This is a genomic window from Amycolatopsis sp. NPDC059021 (genome assembly GCF_042739895.1).
Classification (GTDB): domain Bacteria; phylum Actinomycetota; class Actinomycetes; order Mycobacteriales; family Pseudonocardiaceae; genus Amycolatopsis.
Map to the genome: position 1 here is coordinate 63352 of NZ_JBHYIQ010000021.1, position 15835 is coordinate 79186.

At 70.6% G+C, this 15835-nt stretch carries 15 protein-coding genes; 3 read left to right on the plus strand and 12 right to left on the minus strand.

What is annotated here, in order from left to right; translation table 11 throughout:
* Positions 1–126: 126 nt before the first annotated feature.
* Positions 127–1485, minus strand: a complete 1359-nt coding sequence (locus tag ACFWX1_RS15360; protein WP_378387641.1) for an MFS transporter — start codon at positions 1483–1485, stop codon at positions 127–129.
* Positions 1486–1683: 198 nt separating this feature from the next.
* On the opposite strand from ACFWX1_RS15360, the gene ACFWX1_RS15365 reads away from it, so the two are divergent.
* Positions 1684–2277 (plus strand): PaaI family thioesterase, encoded by a 594-nt coding sequence (locus tag ACFWX1_RS15365; protein ID WP_378387643.1) that lies wholly within the window; start codon positions 1684–1686, stop codon positions 2275–2277.
* A gap of 61 nt (positions 2278–2338) precedes the next feature.
* On the opposite strand, the gene ACFWX1_RS15370 is transcribed toward ACFWX1_RS15365, so the two are convergent.
* From ACFWX1_RS15370 to ACFWX1_RS15400, 7 genes are all read right to left on the minus strand, one after another.
* Positions 2339–3115, minus strand: coding sequence for a S1 family peptidase (locus tag ACFWX1_RS15370; protein ID WP_378387645.1), 777 nt, complete (start codon positions 3113–3115; stop codon positions 2339–2341).
* Positions 3116–3286: 171 nt separating this feature from the next.
* The gene (locus ACFWX1_RS15375; RefSeq protein ID WP_378387647.1) at positions 3287–3760 is read right to left on the minus strand and encodes a carboxymuconolactone decarboxylase family protein; all 474 of its coding nucleotides are present in this window, start codon (positions 3758–3760) and stop codon (positions 3287–3289) included.
* Positions 3761–3920: 160 nt separating this feature from the next.
* Positions 3921–6644 carry a tetratricopeptide repeat protein gene (locus ACFWX1_RS15380; protein WP_378387649.1) on the minus strand — a complete coding sequence of 908 codons (2724 nt, stop codon included), beginning with the start codon at positions 6642–6644 and terminating at the stop codon, positions 3921–3923.
* Positions 6645–6765: 121 nt separating this feature from the next.
* Entirely contained in the window at positions 6766–7746 is a 981-nt protein-coding gene (locus ACFWX1_RS15385; protein WP_378387651.1) for a glutamate ABC transporter substrate-binding protein, read from the minus strand.
* Positions 7743–9137, minus strand: a complete 1395-nt coding sequence (locus ACFWX1_RS15390) for a hypothetical protein (protein ID WP_378387653.1) — start codon at positions 9135–9137, stop codon at positions 7743–7745. Before ACFWX1_RS15390 ends, ACFWX1_RS15385 begins: the two co-directional genes overlap by 4 nt.
* Positions 9138–9567: 430 nt before the next feature.
* Positions 9568–10242: a hypothetical protein gene (locus ACFWX1_RS15395; RefSeq protein ID WP_378387655.1), complete on the minus strand. Its 675-nt coding sequence runs from the start codon at positions 10240–10242 to the stop codon at positions 9568–9570.
* Positions 10243–10331: 89 nt separating this feature from the next.
* On the minus strand, positions 10332–11237 hold the full coding sequence (locus ACFWX1_RS15400; RefSeq protein WP_378387657.1) for an MBL fold metallo-hydrolase: 906 nt from the start codon (positions 11235–11237) through the stop codon (positions 10332–10334).
* 100 nt (positions 11238–11337) lie between these two features.
* Between ACFWX1_RS15400 and ACFWX1_RS15405 the strand changes: the two genes are divergently transcribed.
* Both ACFWX1_RS15405 and ACFWX1_RS15410 read left to right on the plus strand, forming a co-directional pair.
* Positions 11338–12258: an AraC family transcriptional regulator gene (locus ACFWX1_RS15405; protein WP_378387659.1), complete on the plus strand. Its 921-nt coding sequence runs from the start codon at positions 11338–11340 to the stop codon at positions 12256–12258.
* Between the two features lie 50 nt (positions 12259–12308).
* Positions 12309–13154 (plus strand): LLM class F420-dependent oxidoreductase, encoded by an 846-nt coding sequence (locus ACFWX1_RS15410; RefSeq protein WP_378387661.1) that lies wholly within the window; start codon positions 12309–12311, stop codon positions 13152–13154.
* A 7-nt stretch (positions 13155–13161) separates the two neighbouring features.
* Here the strand turns inward: ACFWX1_RS15410 and ACFWX1_RS15415 are convergent, their stop codons facing one another.
* From ACFWX1_RS15415 to ACFWX1_RS15430, 4 genes are all read right to left on the minus strand, one after another.
* Positions 13162–13317, minus strand: a complete 156-nt coding sequence (locus ACFWX1_RS15415; RefSeq protein ID WP_378329691.1) for a hypothetical protein — start codon at positions 13315–13317, stop codon at positions 13162–13164.
* A 30-nt stretch (positions 13318–13347) separates the two neighbouring features.
* A complete protein-coding gene (locus tag ACFWX1_RS15420) occupies positions 13348–13695 on the minus strand; it encodes a hypothetical protein (protein WP_378387663.1) in 348 nt (115 codons plus the stop codon).
* A gap of 110 nt (positions 13696–13805) precedes the next feature.
* Positions 13806–14444: a response regulator gene (locus tag ACFWX1_RS15425; protein ID WP_378387665.1), complete on the minus strand. Its 639-nt coding sequence runs from the start codon at positions 14442–14444 to the stop codon at positions 13806–13808.
* Positions 14441–15583: a sensor histidine kinase gene (locus tag ACFWX1_RS15430; protein ID WP_378387667.1), complete on the minus strand. Its 1143-nt coding sequence runs from the start codon at positions 15581–15583 to the stop codon at positions 14441–14443. The genes ACFWX1_RS15425 and ACFWX1_RS15430 overlap by 4 nt, the downstream gene beginning before the upstream one ends.
* Between the last annotated feature and the right edge of the window lie 252 nt (positions 15584–15835).

Genomic DNA, 15835 nt, shown 5'->3' on the forward strand with positions numbered 1-15835 from the left:
TGTCTCACTCTCCGCGACCCCCCCCCCCGCGTCGCGCTCCCCACCCCCCCACCCACCCCCCCCCTCCCCCTACCCCCCCCACCACCCGCGCCCCGCCCCCACTTCCGCGTTCGGCCGGTGACGGTGTCAGCGCTTGGCACCGACCAGTGCGTCGCCGCTGTCCGCGGTGTCGATCTGCTCGATCGGCACCTGGGACGTCTCCGGGATCTTGAGGATCGGCACGATCGCGATCAACGCCGCGATGATCAGGTAGTACGCCGGCCAGTCGGCGTTGCCGGTGCTCTTGATCAACGCGGTCACGATGACACCGCAGGTACCACCGAAGATCGACGTCGAGACGTTGTAGCCGATCGCGAACGAGCCGTATCGCACGCGGGTCGGGAACATCGCCGGGAACGTCGAGCCGATCACCGCCAGCATGAACACCAGCAGCACCGCCACGATCAGGAAGCCGACGACCAGCCACAGGATGCTGCCCGACTGCATCAGCTTGATCGAGGGCCAGCTCAGCACCGCGAACCCGATCGCCGCCGTGAGCAGCAGCGGTTTCCGGCCGATCCGGTCGGACAGCGCGCCGAGCGGGAGGATGATCGCCATCTGCACCAGCTCCACCCCGATGATGATCAGCGTCGAGGTGTTGTCGTTGATCTTGAGCGTGTCGGTGAAGTAGGTCGGCATCGTCGTCAGGAGCATGTAGTCGGCGATGTTGAGCAGGAGCACGATCCCGATGAGGTTCAGGATCATCCGCCAGTTGCGGGTCAGCGTCTCCCGCAGCGGCGCCTTCTCCGGCTTCTTCCCGGACGCCTCCAGCCTGCGGAACTCCGGCGTGTCCTCCAGCTTCGACCGCAGGTAGAGACCGATTAGGCCCAGCGGGAGCGCCACGAAGAACGGGATCCGCCAGCCCCACGCCTCGACCTGGTCGTGCGGGAGCGACAGGGTCACGGCCAGCACGACCACGTTGCCCAGCACGTACCCGCCGAGCGTGCCCATTTCCAGGAAGCTGCCGAAGAACCCCCGGCGTTTGGTCGGCGCGTACTCGGCGATGAACGTCGCTGCCCCGCCGTACTCACCGCCGGTGGAGAAGCCCTGGATCAGCCGCAGCAGCAAGACGGCGACCGGGGCCGCGATGCCCATGCTGTACGGACCGGCGTAGGTCGGCAGGCAGCCGACCAGGAACGTGCACCCGGACATCAGCAGGATCGTGATCGCCAGGACCTTCTGCCTGCCGAGCTTGTCCCCCAGCGGCCCGAAGAACGCCCCACCGAACGGGCGGACGATGAAGCCGACCGCGACGAGCGCGAGCGACTTCAGCACCGCGTTGCCCTCGCCGGGGAAGAACACCGTGCCGATGCTGGTGGCGATCGCGCCCGAGGTGAAGACGCCGTAGTCGTACCACTCCGTCGCGTTCCCCATCGCGGACGCGATGACCGCCCGCCTGACCGTTCTCTGGTCCACCTCCGGCTTTTGCGCTACTGCGTCACTCATCCCCGCGACGACCTCCTCCGCGTGCAACGGTTTCTTTCGAGCTCATCGACCCAGTCTTGCGTGACGGAGCCGTCTCGGCAGAACGAATCGGAAATGATCTACGGTTCGGCAATTTCCGACTACGGAGCGCTCACGGTGCAGGCCGACGGCGCGTGGGTCGCGTGCGGCGAGTAACCACTGTCGAGTTAACGTCAATTCATGAGTCGTGTTTCTCAACCCTGGCCGCCGGTGCCGGTGGAGCCCGCCGAGGCCCATCCGAAGGCACCGCCCGCCGGCACGGAGCTGGGTGTGCACTTCGGCGAGTGCTTCGGCTGCGGCGACGAGGTGGAATCCGGTCTGCACCTGCGGTCGCGGGTCGGCGAGGGGCAGACGGTGCACTCGAAGTTCACCGTGACCGCCGCGCACCAGGGCGCGCCGGGCCTCGCCCACGGCGGGCTGCTGGCCTGCGCGTTCGACGAGGCCCTCGGTTCGACGGTCGGGAACCTGCTGCGCAGGCCCGCGGTGACCGGGAAGCTCGAGACCGACTTCCGGCGGCCCGTGCCGGTCGGGTCGACCCTGTACATCGCGACGCGGCTCGACGGCATCGCCGGGCGCAAGATCTACGTCAGCGCCAACGGGCGCCTCGACGCCGAGGACGGCCCGATCGCGGTCAGCGCGCGGGCGTTGTTCGTGGTCGTCGGCTTCGAGCACTTCAGCACCCACGGCGACCCGCAGGCACTGGAGAAGCTGGCCGCCGCCCACGAGAAGGCCAAGCGTGCCCGCGAAGAGCGCGACTGGGAAATCAACCCCTGACCGGCCTCTCGTGGGGCGGCGCGCGCCGCCCCACGAGCCAGGCCTTCGGACTCCTTCTGTACTACCTCGCACGCACCCAATCGGCGTAACTCGCCAGTCGGGCATACGTGCCGGGGTTGTGCGCCTGGGCGCAGCCGCGACCCGCCGACACGATGCCGGCAACCCGGCCGCCGACCAGGAGCGGACCACCACTGTCGTTGCTGCACGCGTCGACGCCGCCAGCCGACCAGTTGCCCGCGCAGACGATTTCGCGGGCGTCGAAGTCCTTGCCGTACGCCTGCTTGCACTGGGCCTCGCTCACGATCGGGACACCCGCCTTCTTCAGATGGCCGATCTTGCCCGATTTGTCCTTACCCCAGCCGAGAATCTGGGCCGCGGTACCCGCGGCGTACGGGCCGGTCTCGCCCTGTTTGACGAAGCCGATCGGCTGGACACCGCGAACCGGGCGGTCCAGCGTGAGCACGCCGACGTCACCCCATTTGATGTCGTCGCCCTTCGGGTCGCCGACCTGCTTGAAGTGCGGATTGCGGTCGTGCCGGATCACCTTGTAGCTCGTGCCGCCGCCCTTGGTGACGTCGTCGCGGCCCTGGACCGCCTCGACGTTGCCGGTGCAGTGCCCGGCGGTGAGCACCTTGTCCGGGGCGATGAGCTCGCCACCGCAGTGGAACTTGTGATCGCTGCCGTACAACGCGATCATCCACGGATAGTCCTTTGCGGACACGTTCCCGCCGCCGATGATGGCCGGTGCCTCCGCGGCACTGGCGGGGACGGCCGCGGCTCCGGTCGCGACGGCCGCCGCGGCCATGGCGACCACGACGGTGATGGTGCGCATGCGCATGTTCTCTCCCCAGTCGTTCGGAATCCCAGACACCCGGCGCGGAAGCCCGCGCCGGGCGGAGATCAGAACGTAGCGCGCGACGGTGGTCCTGCTCTCCCCGATTTCGGGAGTGACGGCGGTCCGGAGGACGGCACCCGATGCCCCGGCCGCCCTCCGGACCGTTTCCCCCGGTCAGCCGAACTGGCCGACCCGGTAGTCACCCGCGGGCTGCTGGTTGATGACGTTCAGCCGGTTGTAGGCGTTGATCAGGGCGATCAGGGACACCAGGGCGACGAGCTGGTCCTCGTCGTAGTGCTTGGCCGCGTTCGCCCACACCTCGTCGGAGACGCCGCCCGCGGCGTCCGCGATGCGGGTGCCCTGCTCGGTTAGCTCCAGTGCCGCGCGCTCGGCCTCGGTGAAGACCGTGGCCTCGCGCCAGGCCGCGATCATGGCGAGGCGCACCGCGGTCTCCCCCGCGGCCGCGGCGTCCTTGGTGTGCATGTCGAGGCACATGCCGCAGCCGTTGATCTGGCTCGCCCGGATCTTCACGAGCTCCTGCGTCGCGGCGGGCAGCGCCGAGTCCGTGATCACCTTGCCCGCCGAGCCGAAGTACCGCATGACCTTGCCCGCGGCCGCGTTGCCGAAGATGTTCAACCGAGCTTCCATGATGCGCTCCCAGTGCTGTTTCGGTGGTTTCACAGCACTGACGGTGCAGCGCGGCCCGATGTGACAGCGGCGGATATGACCTACGTCTCGCGCCCGGCGACGGCGGTCACGCGGATTTCGACGCGCCGAGAGCGGGCCCCGAGCGGGCCTGGTCCACCGCTTACGTCAGGGTCCTCGGCCGGATGGCGTTGGCGCGGTCGACCAGGTCGACGCGTTCCTTCGTGGTCCCCGCCAGCCGGGCCAGCGTGCGGTAGCAGCGTTCCAGACCGAAGCGCAGGTCCCGCTCCTCCAGCGCGCAGCCCAGCACCCGGACGCCCGCCGACGCGCCGGTCTGCCCCGGCGCGCGCAGCCAGTCGTGCGCGGCTTCCAGGACCTCGGCGGACAGGCGGGTGCGGCGCTCGGCGTCCAGGCTCAGTCGTTCGAGCCTGCCCGAGGCGTCCACGAGATCGCGCTCGGAGACACCGGCAGGCTCCTTGCCGCCGCCGTTGACCCTGGTCTTGATCTTGATCGCCGCGACCTGCGCGTCGACGTAGTGCGTCGACGACGGCGGCACCGCCTCCAGGACCTCGATCGCGCTCGCCCGCGCGCCCTGCGCCAGGTACACCCTGGCGAGCCCGAAGGCGGCACTCACGTACGACCGGTCCGTTCGCCACACCAGCTCGTAGAACCGCGCGGCGCCGAAGTAGTCGCCGACGCCTTCGGCGCTGACGGCCAGCGCCAGCTTCGGCGCGATCTCGCCGGGCAGGTCGTCGTACACCGCGTCGAAGGCGACGTGCGCGACGCGCGGACGTCCGCCGGCCAGCTCGATGAGGCCGCGGTACCAGTCGATCCGCCAGTCGTGCGGGAAACCGGCCCTGATCGCCAGGTACTGCGCGGCCTGCAGCTGCCGCTGCGCCTCGACCAGCTCGCCCAGCTCGATCCGCGCCCGCACGATGCGCAGCCGCACCTCGATGGACTCGCGCGGCGCGCCCGCGAGCGCCTCGATCGCGCCCTTCGGGTCGAGCGCGGTGGTCGTGGCCAGCACACCCGCCGCCGGGTCGTCCGTGTCGACCTGCGGGAGCGGCAGGCCGGAGACGACCTCGACCGGCTCGGGCAGCGGCACGCTCGCGCCGGGTTCCGGGACGACCATGTCCACGCCGAATGTGCGGCTCTCCGGCCCGAAGACCGTCGACGCGCCGGGCCGCGGCTTGCCGGTGCCCATCGCCATGATCTCGCGCAGCACCCCGGTCAGCTGATCGGCCATCTCCTCGGCGGAGACGAACCGGCGGTCCGGGTCGGCGTGCGTCGCGCGCTTGAGGAAGCGGTGGTACGAGCCGAACAACGCGAACAACGGGACCACGTCGGGCCCGGGCAGCGTCGACTTGTACTTCGTCGTGTAGCCGACGAACTCGAAGCTCAGCACGGCCAGCGTCCGGCCGACCGTGTACAGGTCCGACGCGACCGACGCGCCCTGCTTCGCCAGTTCGGGCGCGCTGTAGCCGGTGGTGAAGAACAGCGGGCTCTCGTAGTCGTCCATCCGGCGCACCGCGCCGAGGTCGATCAGCTTCAGCTGCTCGTGGGTCTGGATGACGTTGTCCGGCTTCAGGTCGCAGTACAGCAGGTTCTGCGAGTGCAGGTAGCCGATCGCGGGAAGGATCTCGAGACCGTACGCGATGACCTGGCCGATCGGCAGGGGCTCCGGCCGCTTGGTCTCGCGGTGGTGGGCGAGCGCGAGCTGGCGCAGCGACTGGCCGCCGACGTACTCCATCACGATGTAACCGACGGAGTTCCCGGTCTGCGGGTCCGGGTGCTGCACGAAGTTGTGGATCTTGACGATGTTCGGGTGCTCGACCTCGGCCAGGAACCGTTCCTCGTTGGCCGCGGCGGCCATCGCCGTCGCGTCACCGGTGTCGATCAGTCCTTTGAGGACGACCCACCGGTCGCTGACGTTGTGGTCCTGCGCGAGGTAGATCCAGCCGAGACCGCCGTAGGCGAGCGCGCCGAGCACCTCGTACTGGCCACCGACCAGCTCGTGCGGCTTCAGCTTGGGAATGAAGGAAAACGGCGCGCCGCAGTTCGCGCAGGTGCCCTCGGGCGAGCCGGGCTCGCCGTCCTTGCCGCGGCCGACCTTCGCGTTGCAACTGCCGCAGAAGCGTTTCTCCTCCGACACCACCGGGTTCTCGAGCACCGCGGTCGACGGGTCGCGGTAGGGCACCGGCGGCACCTCGACCAGACCGGCGCCGAGCCTGCCGCGCCGGGACCGCCGCGACGTCCGCGAGGACGTCCGGCGCGAGGTTCCGGGAAACGCGCCACCGCCCGAACCGGTGCCGGTCCCGGTGCCGGTGCCGGTTCCCGTGCCGGTGCCGCGGCTGCCGGTCCCGTGCCCCTCACTGGACCGCTCGGGCAGGACGCTCTCGGTGCCGGGGTCCGGCAGCGGCTCCGCGCCGGCGTCGGCGCGCGGCGCGGGCGGCATGATGCTCTGCGTTTCCGGCGTCGGCGCGGCGAGCACGCTCGTCGGCTGCGCGACGTTCGCGGCGGGACGCACCGCCTGGGTCGGCTGGGCGACCGGGTTCAGCTCACCCGGCGGCCTGGTCGGATCGTCCGCACCGGACGGCGGTTGCCGGGGCGGGCGTGGCGGCTGGGCCTGCGGCTGGCCACGCGGCGGAGTGGCCGGACGCCGCACGGGCGCGTGGAAGACGGTTTCCGCGTCACTCCCGGAGGGGCGTTTCCGGGGCTCCTCCTCCGGCGTGCCGTCGAGGCGGCCGGAAATGGACGGCTCCGGCGTGTCCCAGCGCACCGGCGGGGGCGGCGTCCAGCCCGAACTCCCGGCGGGCTCGACGGGCTGGGCACGCTCCTCCGGTTCGTCCGGTGCCGCGTGCCGGGGACGGCGTGGTTCCTCCGACACTGCTACCTCCCGTTTTCACCGCGACGAAGTCCGCCATCGATCCTAGTGGGGCACGAACGGTCCAGCGGTGCCCGCCGTGCGCGTGAACGGGCCGTTCGCGACAGCGGGACGGCACACACGGTCACTGGTACTGCGCGGCGGGCGGGCTCGCCGCGCCGAGCGGCTTGCCGACCCAGGAGTCGTAGCTCTTCTGCCAGTCGCCCTTGCGCACGTTCTCCAGCACGGCGTTGACGAACCGCACCATGTCGTCGTTTTCCTTCGGGATGCCGATGCCGTAGTTCTCCGTCGTGAACCGCGGCCCCTTGATCTCGATCCGCTGCGGATCCTGCGCGGCCATGCCGGCGAGGATCGTGTCGTCGGTCGACACGGCGTCCACCTGGCCCTGCTGGAGCATCACCAGGCAGTCGGACCAGTTGTCCACCGACACCGGGACGACCTTCGCCGGGTCGGTGGTGATCTTCGTCAGCGGCGTCGACTTCTTCGCCGCGCAGACGCGCTTGCCCGACAAGTCGGCCAGCGTGGCGACCTTCGCTTCCTTCGGCGCCAGGATCCGTTGCCCCGCCACGTAGTACACCGACGAGAAGTTGACGACCTTCTTGCGCGCGCAGGTGATGCTGTAGGTCCGCACGACGATGTCGACCTGGTGGCCGGTCAGCACGTCCTCGCGCTGGCCCGAGGTGATCGCGCGGAACTGCACCTTGCCCTCGTGGCCGCCGAAGATCGCGTCGGCGACCTCGTTGACCATGTCGATGTCGAAGCCTTCGAGGTTGCCGGTCGTCGGATTGCGGGAACCGAACAGATACGTCGTCTGGTCGACCCCGGCGATCAGCTTCCCGCGTTCCTTGATCTTCGCCATCGTCGAGCCGGCCGGGATCGCCGTGCCCCCGGTCGGCGCGAGGCTGGCCAGTGGGTTGCAGCTGGTGTCCGACGACCCGCCCGCCCCGGTCTCGCCACCCGCCACGTGCGCGGGCTGCGGCCAGGCGGCGTCGCTGACCGGGGCCGGATCCATCGGCTTGCCCGCGCTCCCGCAGGCCGACAACGACCCAGCCAGCACCGCGACCGCGGCGAGCACACCCGCCCGCACGACATTCCGCTTGCTCAACGGTACTCCCTCAGCCGTTCCCGGATCCCCATCGTCGCACCGGCCGCGGCCACCACGGCCAGCACCGCGAGGCCGGGGGCCAGCAGGGTGAGCGCGCGATCGCCCGCGCGCGTGTCGTCGAGGAACGCCTGGCGTCCCACGTTGATCGCTGCCTGCAGGCTGTCGTCGAGCCGCTGGAACGCCGGGGCCGCGCCGTTCTGCCGGTCGTGGCGGATGGCGAGGTCGACGGCGTCGGAGTACTGGCCGTCGTCGTCGAAGCGCCGCACTTCCTTGTGTGCCTTCAACCAGTCGGCCGCCGCCTGCGAGGCTTCGTCGATCTTGCCCGCGGCGTCACCACCGTTCGCGAGGCCGCGGGCCTCGCCCAGCAGGCCGCTCCTGCCGTCCTGGCCGACGAGCTGGACGGCGAGCCCGGCGAAGTCCTTTTCGTACCCGCCGCCGTCGCCGCGCGCGACCAGCGTCAGCGTCTCGTCCGCGCGACCCTGCAGCGCGGTGATCCGCGTCCGCACCAGCGCGTCGACCTGACGGGTTCCGTTGTCCTGGCCGTTCCCGACGAACACGCCCTGGACGATCAGTGCCGCCGCGCCCCACAGCAGTGAGACCGCGACGCACACGGTCGCGACCACGAGGCCGACGTTCAGCAGGCGGTTGGTCCGCCGGGTCAGGTACACCTGGGTGACGATCAGCGCGGCGAGCAGCACCAGCACCAGCAGGGTCGCGAGCCACGGGAATCCGGTCGCGTCGTCCTGCTCGTCGGCGAGGCGCAGGGTGTCGACCTTGTAGAGCTCCTGCGCGGCGGGCAACAGCTTCGCCCGCATCAGCTCGGACGCTTCGCGGAGATAGGACGCGCCCGCCGGGAAACCCTGGCGGTTGTTCGCCCGCGCGGTCTCGACGAGTCCGGTGTAGACCGGGAGCCGCTGGCTGAGCACGTCGACCTGGGCGGCCGCCTCGGTGACGTCCGCGGAGTCCGACGCCGCCTTCGCCAGCGCCGCTCCCGCCTCGGCGACAGCCCGCTCGTAGCGCTGACGCAGCTCGGGCGGCTCGGTGCCGGTGGAAAGGAACGCGCTCGCCGCCGTGGCGTCCGCGTCCGAAAGCGCGCGGTAGACCTGCTGTGCCGCGGCGGCCAGGGGTTCGCGGTGCTCGATGAGGCCGTTGATCGTGTTCTTGCGTCCCTGCACGGACAACGTCGCGACGAGACCGGCCAGCAGGGAGAGCAGGACGAGCCCGACGGCGATCACGGTCAGCCTGCCGGGGGTGGTCGCCGCGGACCGCGTGACGGCGCGCACCGCCTGCCCCGGCAGTTCGAGCAGACCGGCGATTCCGCTGCGGCCTTCTTCGGGCGGCGGAGCGCCGGGGCCGCCCGGCGGCGCGGGCTGCGTCGCGGTCGTCGTCATCGCCGATCCTCCCCAAGTCCTACCTGACCGTGGTCACCTTAGCCGCAGGGCACGGGCGCGGTCCCCAACCCGCTCGAAGCGCGGCGCGGGGAACGCACTGTCCACAACGGACTGGACACCCGGTTCGGCCGATCGGGTCGAACGCCAGAGCGAGCAATGCCGCTGTCCAGGACTGGGTGCCGATTGCTCAGGTTGGTCGGACACCGATCTCGCCGGCCGCTGCGATGGTGAGTGCGGACCAGTTGACGGCGTGTGGTGGGAGCGGGGATCACTCGATCGACTCGGCAGGCAGGGACCACCGGCCTCACCATCTCACCTTCCGGCATGGACCCGATGGCCGCGAGCCTCGCCCCACGCCGCCCGGCGAATACGGGTCTTAGCCGACGTTCGGTGACAGGTACAGCCCCCAGCCACACCATGACGCGCGGTATCAGGGCAGGAACCGTTCGGCTGTCTCGCGCGCCGTCAGGGCCCTGGTCCGCGCGGCCTCGGCCCGGCGCAGGTCCTCCCCGCCGCCCGAATCCGCCTTGGCGAGCCGATCATGATGGTCCGCCACGGATTCCTCCACCTCGGCCAGCTCGCGGGCCGTCGCGACGAGCTGCGTTCGCAGCGCCTCGGCCGCGGCGGCCAGCAGGGCTCCCGTTGTTTGCCGCTCCTGCGAAGAGGGCAGCTCACGTCGCGAGGCCGCGACCTCGCGGTCGACCGCGTCCTGCTCCCGCTCCTGCCACTGCCGCGCGCGGCGCAACGCCTCCTCGCTGCGATCCAACCGCGCCATGCTGGCCACCAGGAGCGCGCGAGCCCGCACCGTGGCCTCCTGTCCGCGCTCCCACGAACTGGCGACGGGCGCACCACGCACACGATCTCGCCGGTCCAGCCGCTGCTCCCACCCGGCAAGCTCCTCCTCCCGCGCGTCGGCACGGCTCTCCCGATCGTCCGCGATCCGCTCCCGCACATCGGCGGCCTGCTCCCGTTCGTCGGCGGCGAGTTCGCGTTCGTCCGCGGCCTGCTCGCGTTCGTCCGCGGCCACCTCCTGTTCGTATCGCGCGTTCCCGGTGGCTTCCCGGTCTACCGCACCACGCTTCTCGTCACCTGGTTCGCCCTGCATGAGCACAAGTGTGCGCCGACGAACACCCGGTCGTCGGCATGTCGGCACGATGGCCGTCGCCGAGTGCGGGAGGACGCCACCGACGCTGCTCAGCGCGTGCCGGTCGCCGCCCAGGAACCGAGGGCGAGTTTCCCGTTCTCCCGCCGGACTTCCACGGCGCCGGCACCGGCGAAGTGCGCGGGGACGAGCAGTTCCCGTTCGTCGGCTGCCCGCTCGAGAACCCGGCGGCGGCTGGCCGCCGCTTGGTCCGGTGCCAGGCAGGCACTGCTGTTGCAGGAGGGCTCGAGGAGCTGGATCGGGCTGTGCACCAGATCCCCGACGAAGACCGCCCGGTCGCTGCCGGAGTTCAGGCGCAGCACGGACGAACCGGGTGTGTGGCCGGGCGCGGACTCGAGGGTAAGGTGTTCGTCGATGCGATGGCTGCCGTCCCACAGCACGGCCTGCCCCGCCCGGTGCAGGGGCGCGATGCTGTCTTCGTGGATGAGGCGTTCGTCCTCCCGTGCGGTGTTCCCATACCCGTTGTCCGGACCGAAATGGAAGTCGTCGGCGGCCGGAATGAGGTACTCGGCGTTGGGGAAAGCCGGTACCCACTCGCCGTTCGCGTCGACGGTGTTGCCGCCGACGTGATCGACGTGGAGGTGGGTGTTGACGACGACGTCGACCTCTCGCGGGTGGACACCGGCGTCCGCCAGGAGTTCGAGGAGATCGCTCTGCCAGTGGTGGAACGGCGGCGAAGCCGGGCGTTCGCGTCCCTTGCCCACTCCGGTGTCGACCAGGACGGTCCGTCCGCCGCTGCGCAGCACCCAGGACTGCACCGCGAGCACCGCCCGGTCGCTGTCCGGCTCCCAGTGGTCCGGTGCCAGCCAGTCCGCGTTGTCCTTCCGCACCTCGGCGGCGGCGTCCGGAACCAGGTCGGCGACGGGCATGAACGGGCCCTGCCACTCGACGATCCGGATGATCTCGACGTCCCCCAGCACGATGCTTTCCGTTGTCATGCGGCCAACGCTAGAAAGCCGCGACGATCGTCTCAATGCTTATCCAGCTCAACGAAATACGCGTTCGTCTCATCCCTGAGGCGAGGAATACGATCGTGGCATGGACGTAGTGAGCGACGCGATCTCCGCCGTACGCCTCGGGCACCCTTCGTCCGACCGGATCGGGATCAGCGGAAGCTGGTGCGTGCGGCTGGACCCGTACGTCGGAGCGGGCTTCGCCGTCGTTCTGAAAGGCAGTTGCCGTCTGCTGCCCGACGGCGGCGATCCCGTGTCGCTCGGCGTGGGCGACGTGGTGCTGCTGCCCCACGGCACCGGCCACGTGCTCACCGATTCCCGCGTCGACCCGGCGGACGCGCCGACACGGACGGTGCCGTTCGAGCGATGGCTCACGGAGACGGGACCGCGCGACCGTGGCGAGACGGAACTGCTGTGTGGCAAGTACCGGCTCGACTGCAGCCGCCTGCACCCGCTCATGGCCGAACTGCCCCGGGTCGTGCACCTGCCCAATCGCGTGGGCAGCCACCCCGAACTCCGCGCCGCGATCGACCTGCTCGCCGGGGAACTGGACGAGCGACGGCCCGGCGCCTGCGTCGCGCTCCCGAGCCTGCTCGATCTTCTCTTCGTCTACGTGATCCGGTCATGGATCGACGAGGCCACCAGCGGGGCCTGGCCTCGCGTGCTGAGCGACCCGGTGGCGGCCGCCGCCCTGCGGGCACTGCACTCGGACCCGGCCGCGCCCTGGACCACCGATCGCCTGGCCGCGGAGGCGAACGTCTCCCGCCCCACCCTGGCGCGCCGGTTCACCACCCTGGTCGGCCGCCCGCCGATGGCGTACCTCACCTGGTGGCGCCTGACCCTCGCGGCCACTCTGCTCAGGGACACTCCCGACACCCTGGCCACCATCGCGGACCGAGTCGGTTACGGCAGCCCGTACGCCCTCTCGCACGCCTTCGAGCGGGAGTTCGGTATTACCCCCGGGCGGTATCGCGTGAAGGTCACGGAACGGTCACCCGCGGCCTGACGGCCTCGTCTGCCGGAATATTCGGGTGTCCCGCGGAGTCGTTGCCCGGTATGGACTTCGGGATCGCGACATCAGTGACCGACGAAGGTATCCGGCCGCACGTGCTGGGGGCGGCGATCGAGGAGCGCGGGTTCCACTCCCTGTTCCTCCCGGAGCATTCCCACATCCCGGTCAGCAGGGAAACCCCGTATCCCGGCGGCGAACTGCCGCGCGGCGCCGCGCGTAACCTCGATCCGTTCATCGCGCTGACCGCCGTCGCGTCCGCCACCTCGAACCTCCGGCTGGGCACCGCGGTCGCGTTGATGATCCAGCGCGACGTGTTCTACACGGCGAAGGAGATCGCCAGCCTCGATTTCCTCTCGAACGGCCGAGTGGTGTTCGGGGTCGGCGCCGGCTGGAACATCGAGGAGATGCGCAACCACGGCGTCGATCCGCGCACGCGGGGCGCATTGCTGACCGAGCAGCTTCGCGCGCTCAAGGAGATCTGGACCAAGGACGAGGCGGAGTTCCACGGCGAGCACATCGACTTCGACCCGGTCTTCTCCTGGCCGAAGCCGGTACGGAAACCACATCCGCCGATCTATGTCGCGGGCCAGGGGCCGGCGGGGCTCAAGCGGCTCGCCGAGCACGCGGACGGCTGGCTGCCGCATTCCGTGACCCCGCTCGACGAGCTACGCCGGGTGCGTTCCTGGCTCGCGGATCAGGGCCGGGCCGACGTCCGGATCAGCGTCTTCGGCGCGCCCGCCGACCTCGAGCTGGTGCGGGGTTTCGCCGACGCCGGTGTCGACGAGGTGTCGTTCCTGATGCCGACGCTGCCCGAGGCCGAGGCCCTGGAACACCTCGACCACCTGGCGAAGGTCGCCGAACCGCTGCTCCGCGATCCGTCCGCTTCGTGACGGGACCTCAGTCCCGCTTCTTGCCGACGGTCTTCCAGATCACCACCATGGCGATGAGCACCACCACGACGAGCACGACGACGATGACGCCCTTCATGAGGAAATCGTGCAGCAGCTCGCCCATGATCTCGCCGCCGTTGCCTTCGGCCAGTACCCGTTCCATCTCCGCTCACCTTCCCGGTTTCCGTGCGGATCAGCGCCGCGGGCCGTCCCGGTCGTCGCGGCGATTCCGGCCGGCGTCCTGGTTGTCGACGTACTTCACGACGCCCTCGACGACAGCGCCCGTCCAGCCGCCGCTCCGGCGTCCGCCCCGGCCGCGCCGCGCCGCGCGGTTCGCCACGTAACCGCGGGCCAGCGGCTCCACGTAGCGCCGGGCGGCGCCGAGCTTGCCCCTGCGCTTGAGGACGACGGCGATGGTGAAGACGACGAGCACCAGCACCGCGATCCCCGCGGCCATCACCCCGAACCGGACCAGCAGGATGTTCATGATCTCGCCGAGGTTCGTGTTCCCGCCCTCGGCCAGGTTTTCGATGTGTCCCATGGCTTTCCCTCCGCAGCTGTCCGCTTCACGCTTCGGAGAACGAAAATAGGTTCTGGCAAGGGTGGACCGGGACGCCCCGCGGGTGGAGATCGAGGTGGAGAAAGCCGGGGCTACAGCTCGTGGTCCAGGCCGTAGCGGACGGCTTCGGCGCGATGCCGCACGCCGATCTTCGCGAAGGCGTTGTTGATGTGCGTCTTCACGGTCGTCTCGCCGATGTACAGCTCGGCGGCGATCTCCGCGTTCGTCAGCCCGCGGGCGATGAGCCCGACGACCTCCGCCTCGCGGGCGGTCAGGCCGTCCGGCAGCGACGGCTTCGCGCGGGTGGCGGGCCGGGCGTCCAGCGCGGCCACGAGGCGCTCCGACACCTTGGCGTCGAAGATCGCCTGCCCCGCGGCGGCCGAGCGCAGTGCCGCGCCGATCTCGGCGCGGCCCGCGTCCTTGGTCAGGTAACCCCGGGCCCCGGCGCGCAGAGCGTCCGCAATGGACACATCGTCGGCGTACGTCGTCAGCACGACGACGGCGATGCCGGGGTGGTCACGGGTGATCATGCGGGTCGCCGCGACGCCGTCGAGTTCGGGCATCCGCAGGTCCATCAGCACGACATCGGCGGGTGTCGTGCCGAGCAGGGCGAGCGCCTGCCGTCCGTCGGCGGCCGAGCCGACGACGTCCACATCGTCCAGCAGCCCGAGCAGCGCGACGAGTCCTTCGCGCACCACCTGCTGATCGTCCACGACGACGACCCTGATCACGCCGGCACCTCCGCCACCACTCGCCACTCCCCGTCGCTGGGGCCGGACGTCAGCGTGCCACCGGCGAGCGCGAGGCGCTCCCGCATCCCGGTCAGCCCGAATCCGCCTTCACCGGACTGAGCGCGCCCGGCCGCAACGAGAGCACTGCTCACGGAGAGCCGGACGAGGTCGGACTCGTACGCCAGCCGCACCGTGACCGGCTGGTCCGGCGCGTGTTTCCCGGCGTTGGTCAGCGCCTCTCGCGCGACCCCCACGAGCGACACCACCGCCGCCGAGGGCAGCGGCCGCACCTGTCCGGTCGCGGCGAAATCCACGCTCACCGCGTGATCACGGGCGTGCGCGTCGGCGACGGCGGTCAGCGCTTCGGCCAGCGGCAGGACGTCGCGACGCAGCGCGGCGACCGCGTCGCGTGCTTCGGCGAGCCCGTCGGCGGCGAGCCGCCGGGAGCGCCGGACCGTCCGCAATGCACCGTCCACATCGGACTTCTCGGCGAGCAGCGCCTCGGCCAGTTCAAGCTGGACACCCAGTGCCCCAAGGGAATGCGCGAGGACGTCGTGGAGTTCCCGCGCGATGCGCGTGCGTTCGTCGAGCGCGGCGGCCCGCGCGTGCTCGGCCTGTGCGAGCCGGGTCTGCTCCAGCAGCTGCTCGGCCTGCGCCGCCTGCACCTCGTACTGGCGGCGGTTGAGGCCGATCAGCAACAGCAGCAGCATGATCCCGACGTCGGTCGCCGCCTCGGTCATGCTCGCCCCGGCGAACGCGCTGGTGGACAGGACCAGCGTGATGTCCAGCAGCGCCATGCCGACGATGGCCGTGACACTGACCCTCGTCAGGGTCGCGAGCCTGCCGAGCGCGATGACGCACAGGATGATCGCCGACGAGTCCTGCGCCCAGCCGAGCACCGCCGCGGGCACCACGCTGGCCACGGCCAGCAGCACCGCCGCCGGAACCGGCCGCCAGTGTGCTGTCGCCACGAATCCCAGCCACAGTGCGGCGGAAACGCCGTAACACACCCAGATCCACGATTGCGACTCCCGCCCGGTGAGCAACGTCGCGACGACGAAGAGCGTGCCGAGCAGCTGCACGACGAGCCAGCTCGGCGCGATCGTGTCCGGCAGCAGCGGCCGCCCTCGCCTCGCCACATCCCCTCCGGCCCGTGGTCTCGCCTGTCAGTGGTGATCGCTCATCTTCGTGATCAGCTCCACCAGGATCAACCGGTAGGCGATGAACCCGATCAGCACGATCAGGCCGACCACCACCAGTCCGATCACCATCTTCATCCTTCCCCCTCGTTCCCGCCCCTCGGCATGGGCCGCCTTGTTCGTGGCGATCACGCTAGGTACGGGGCCGGGTGGAGCGGGACCGTCGACGGGTGGAGGCGCGGGTGGAGATCC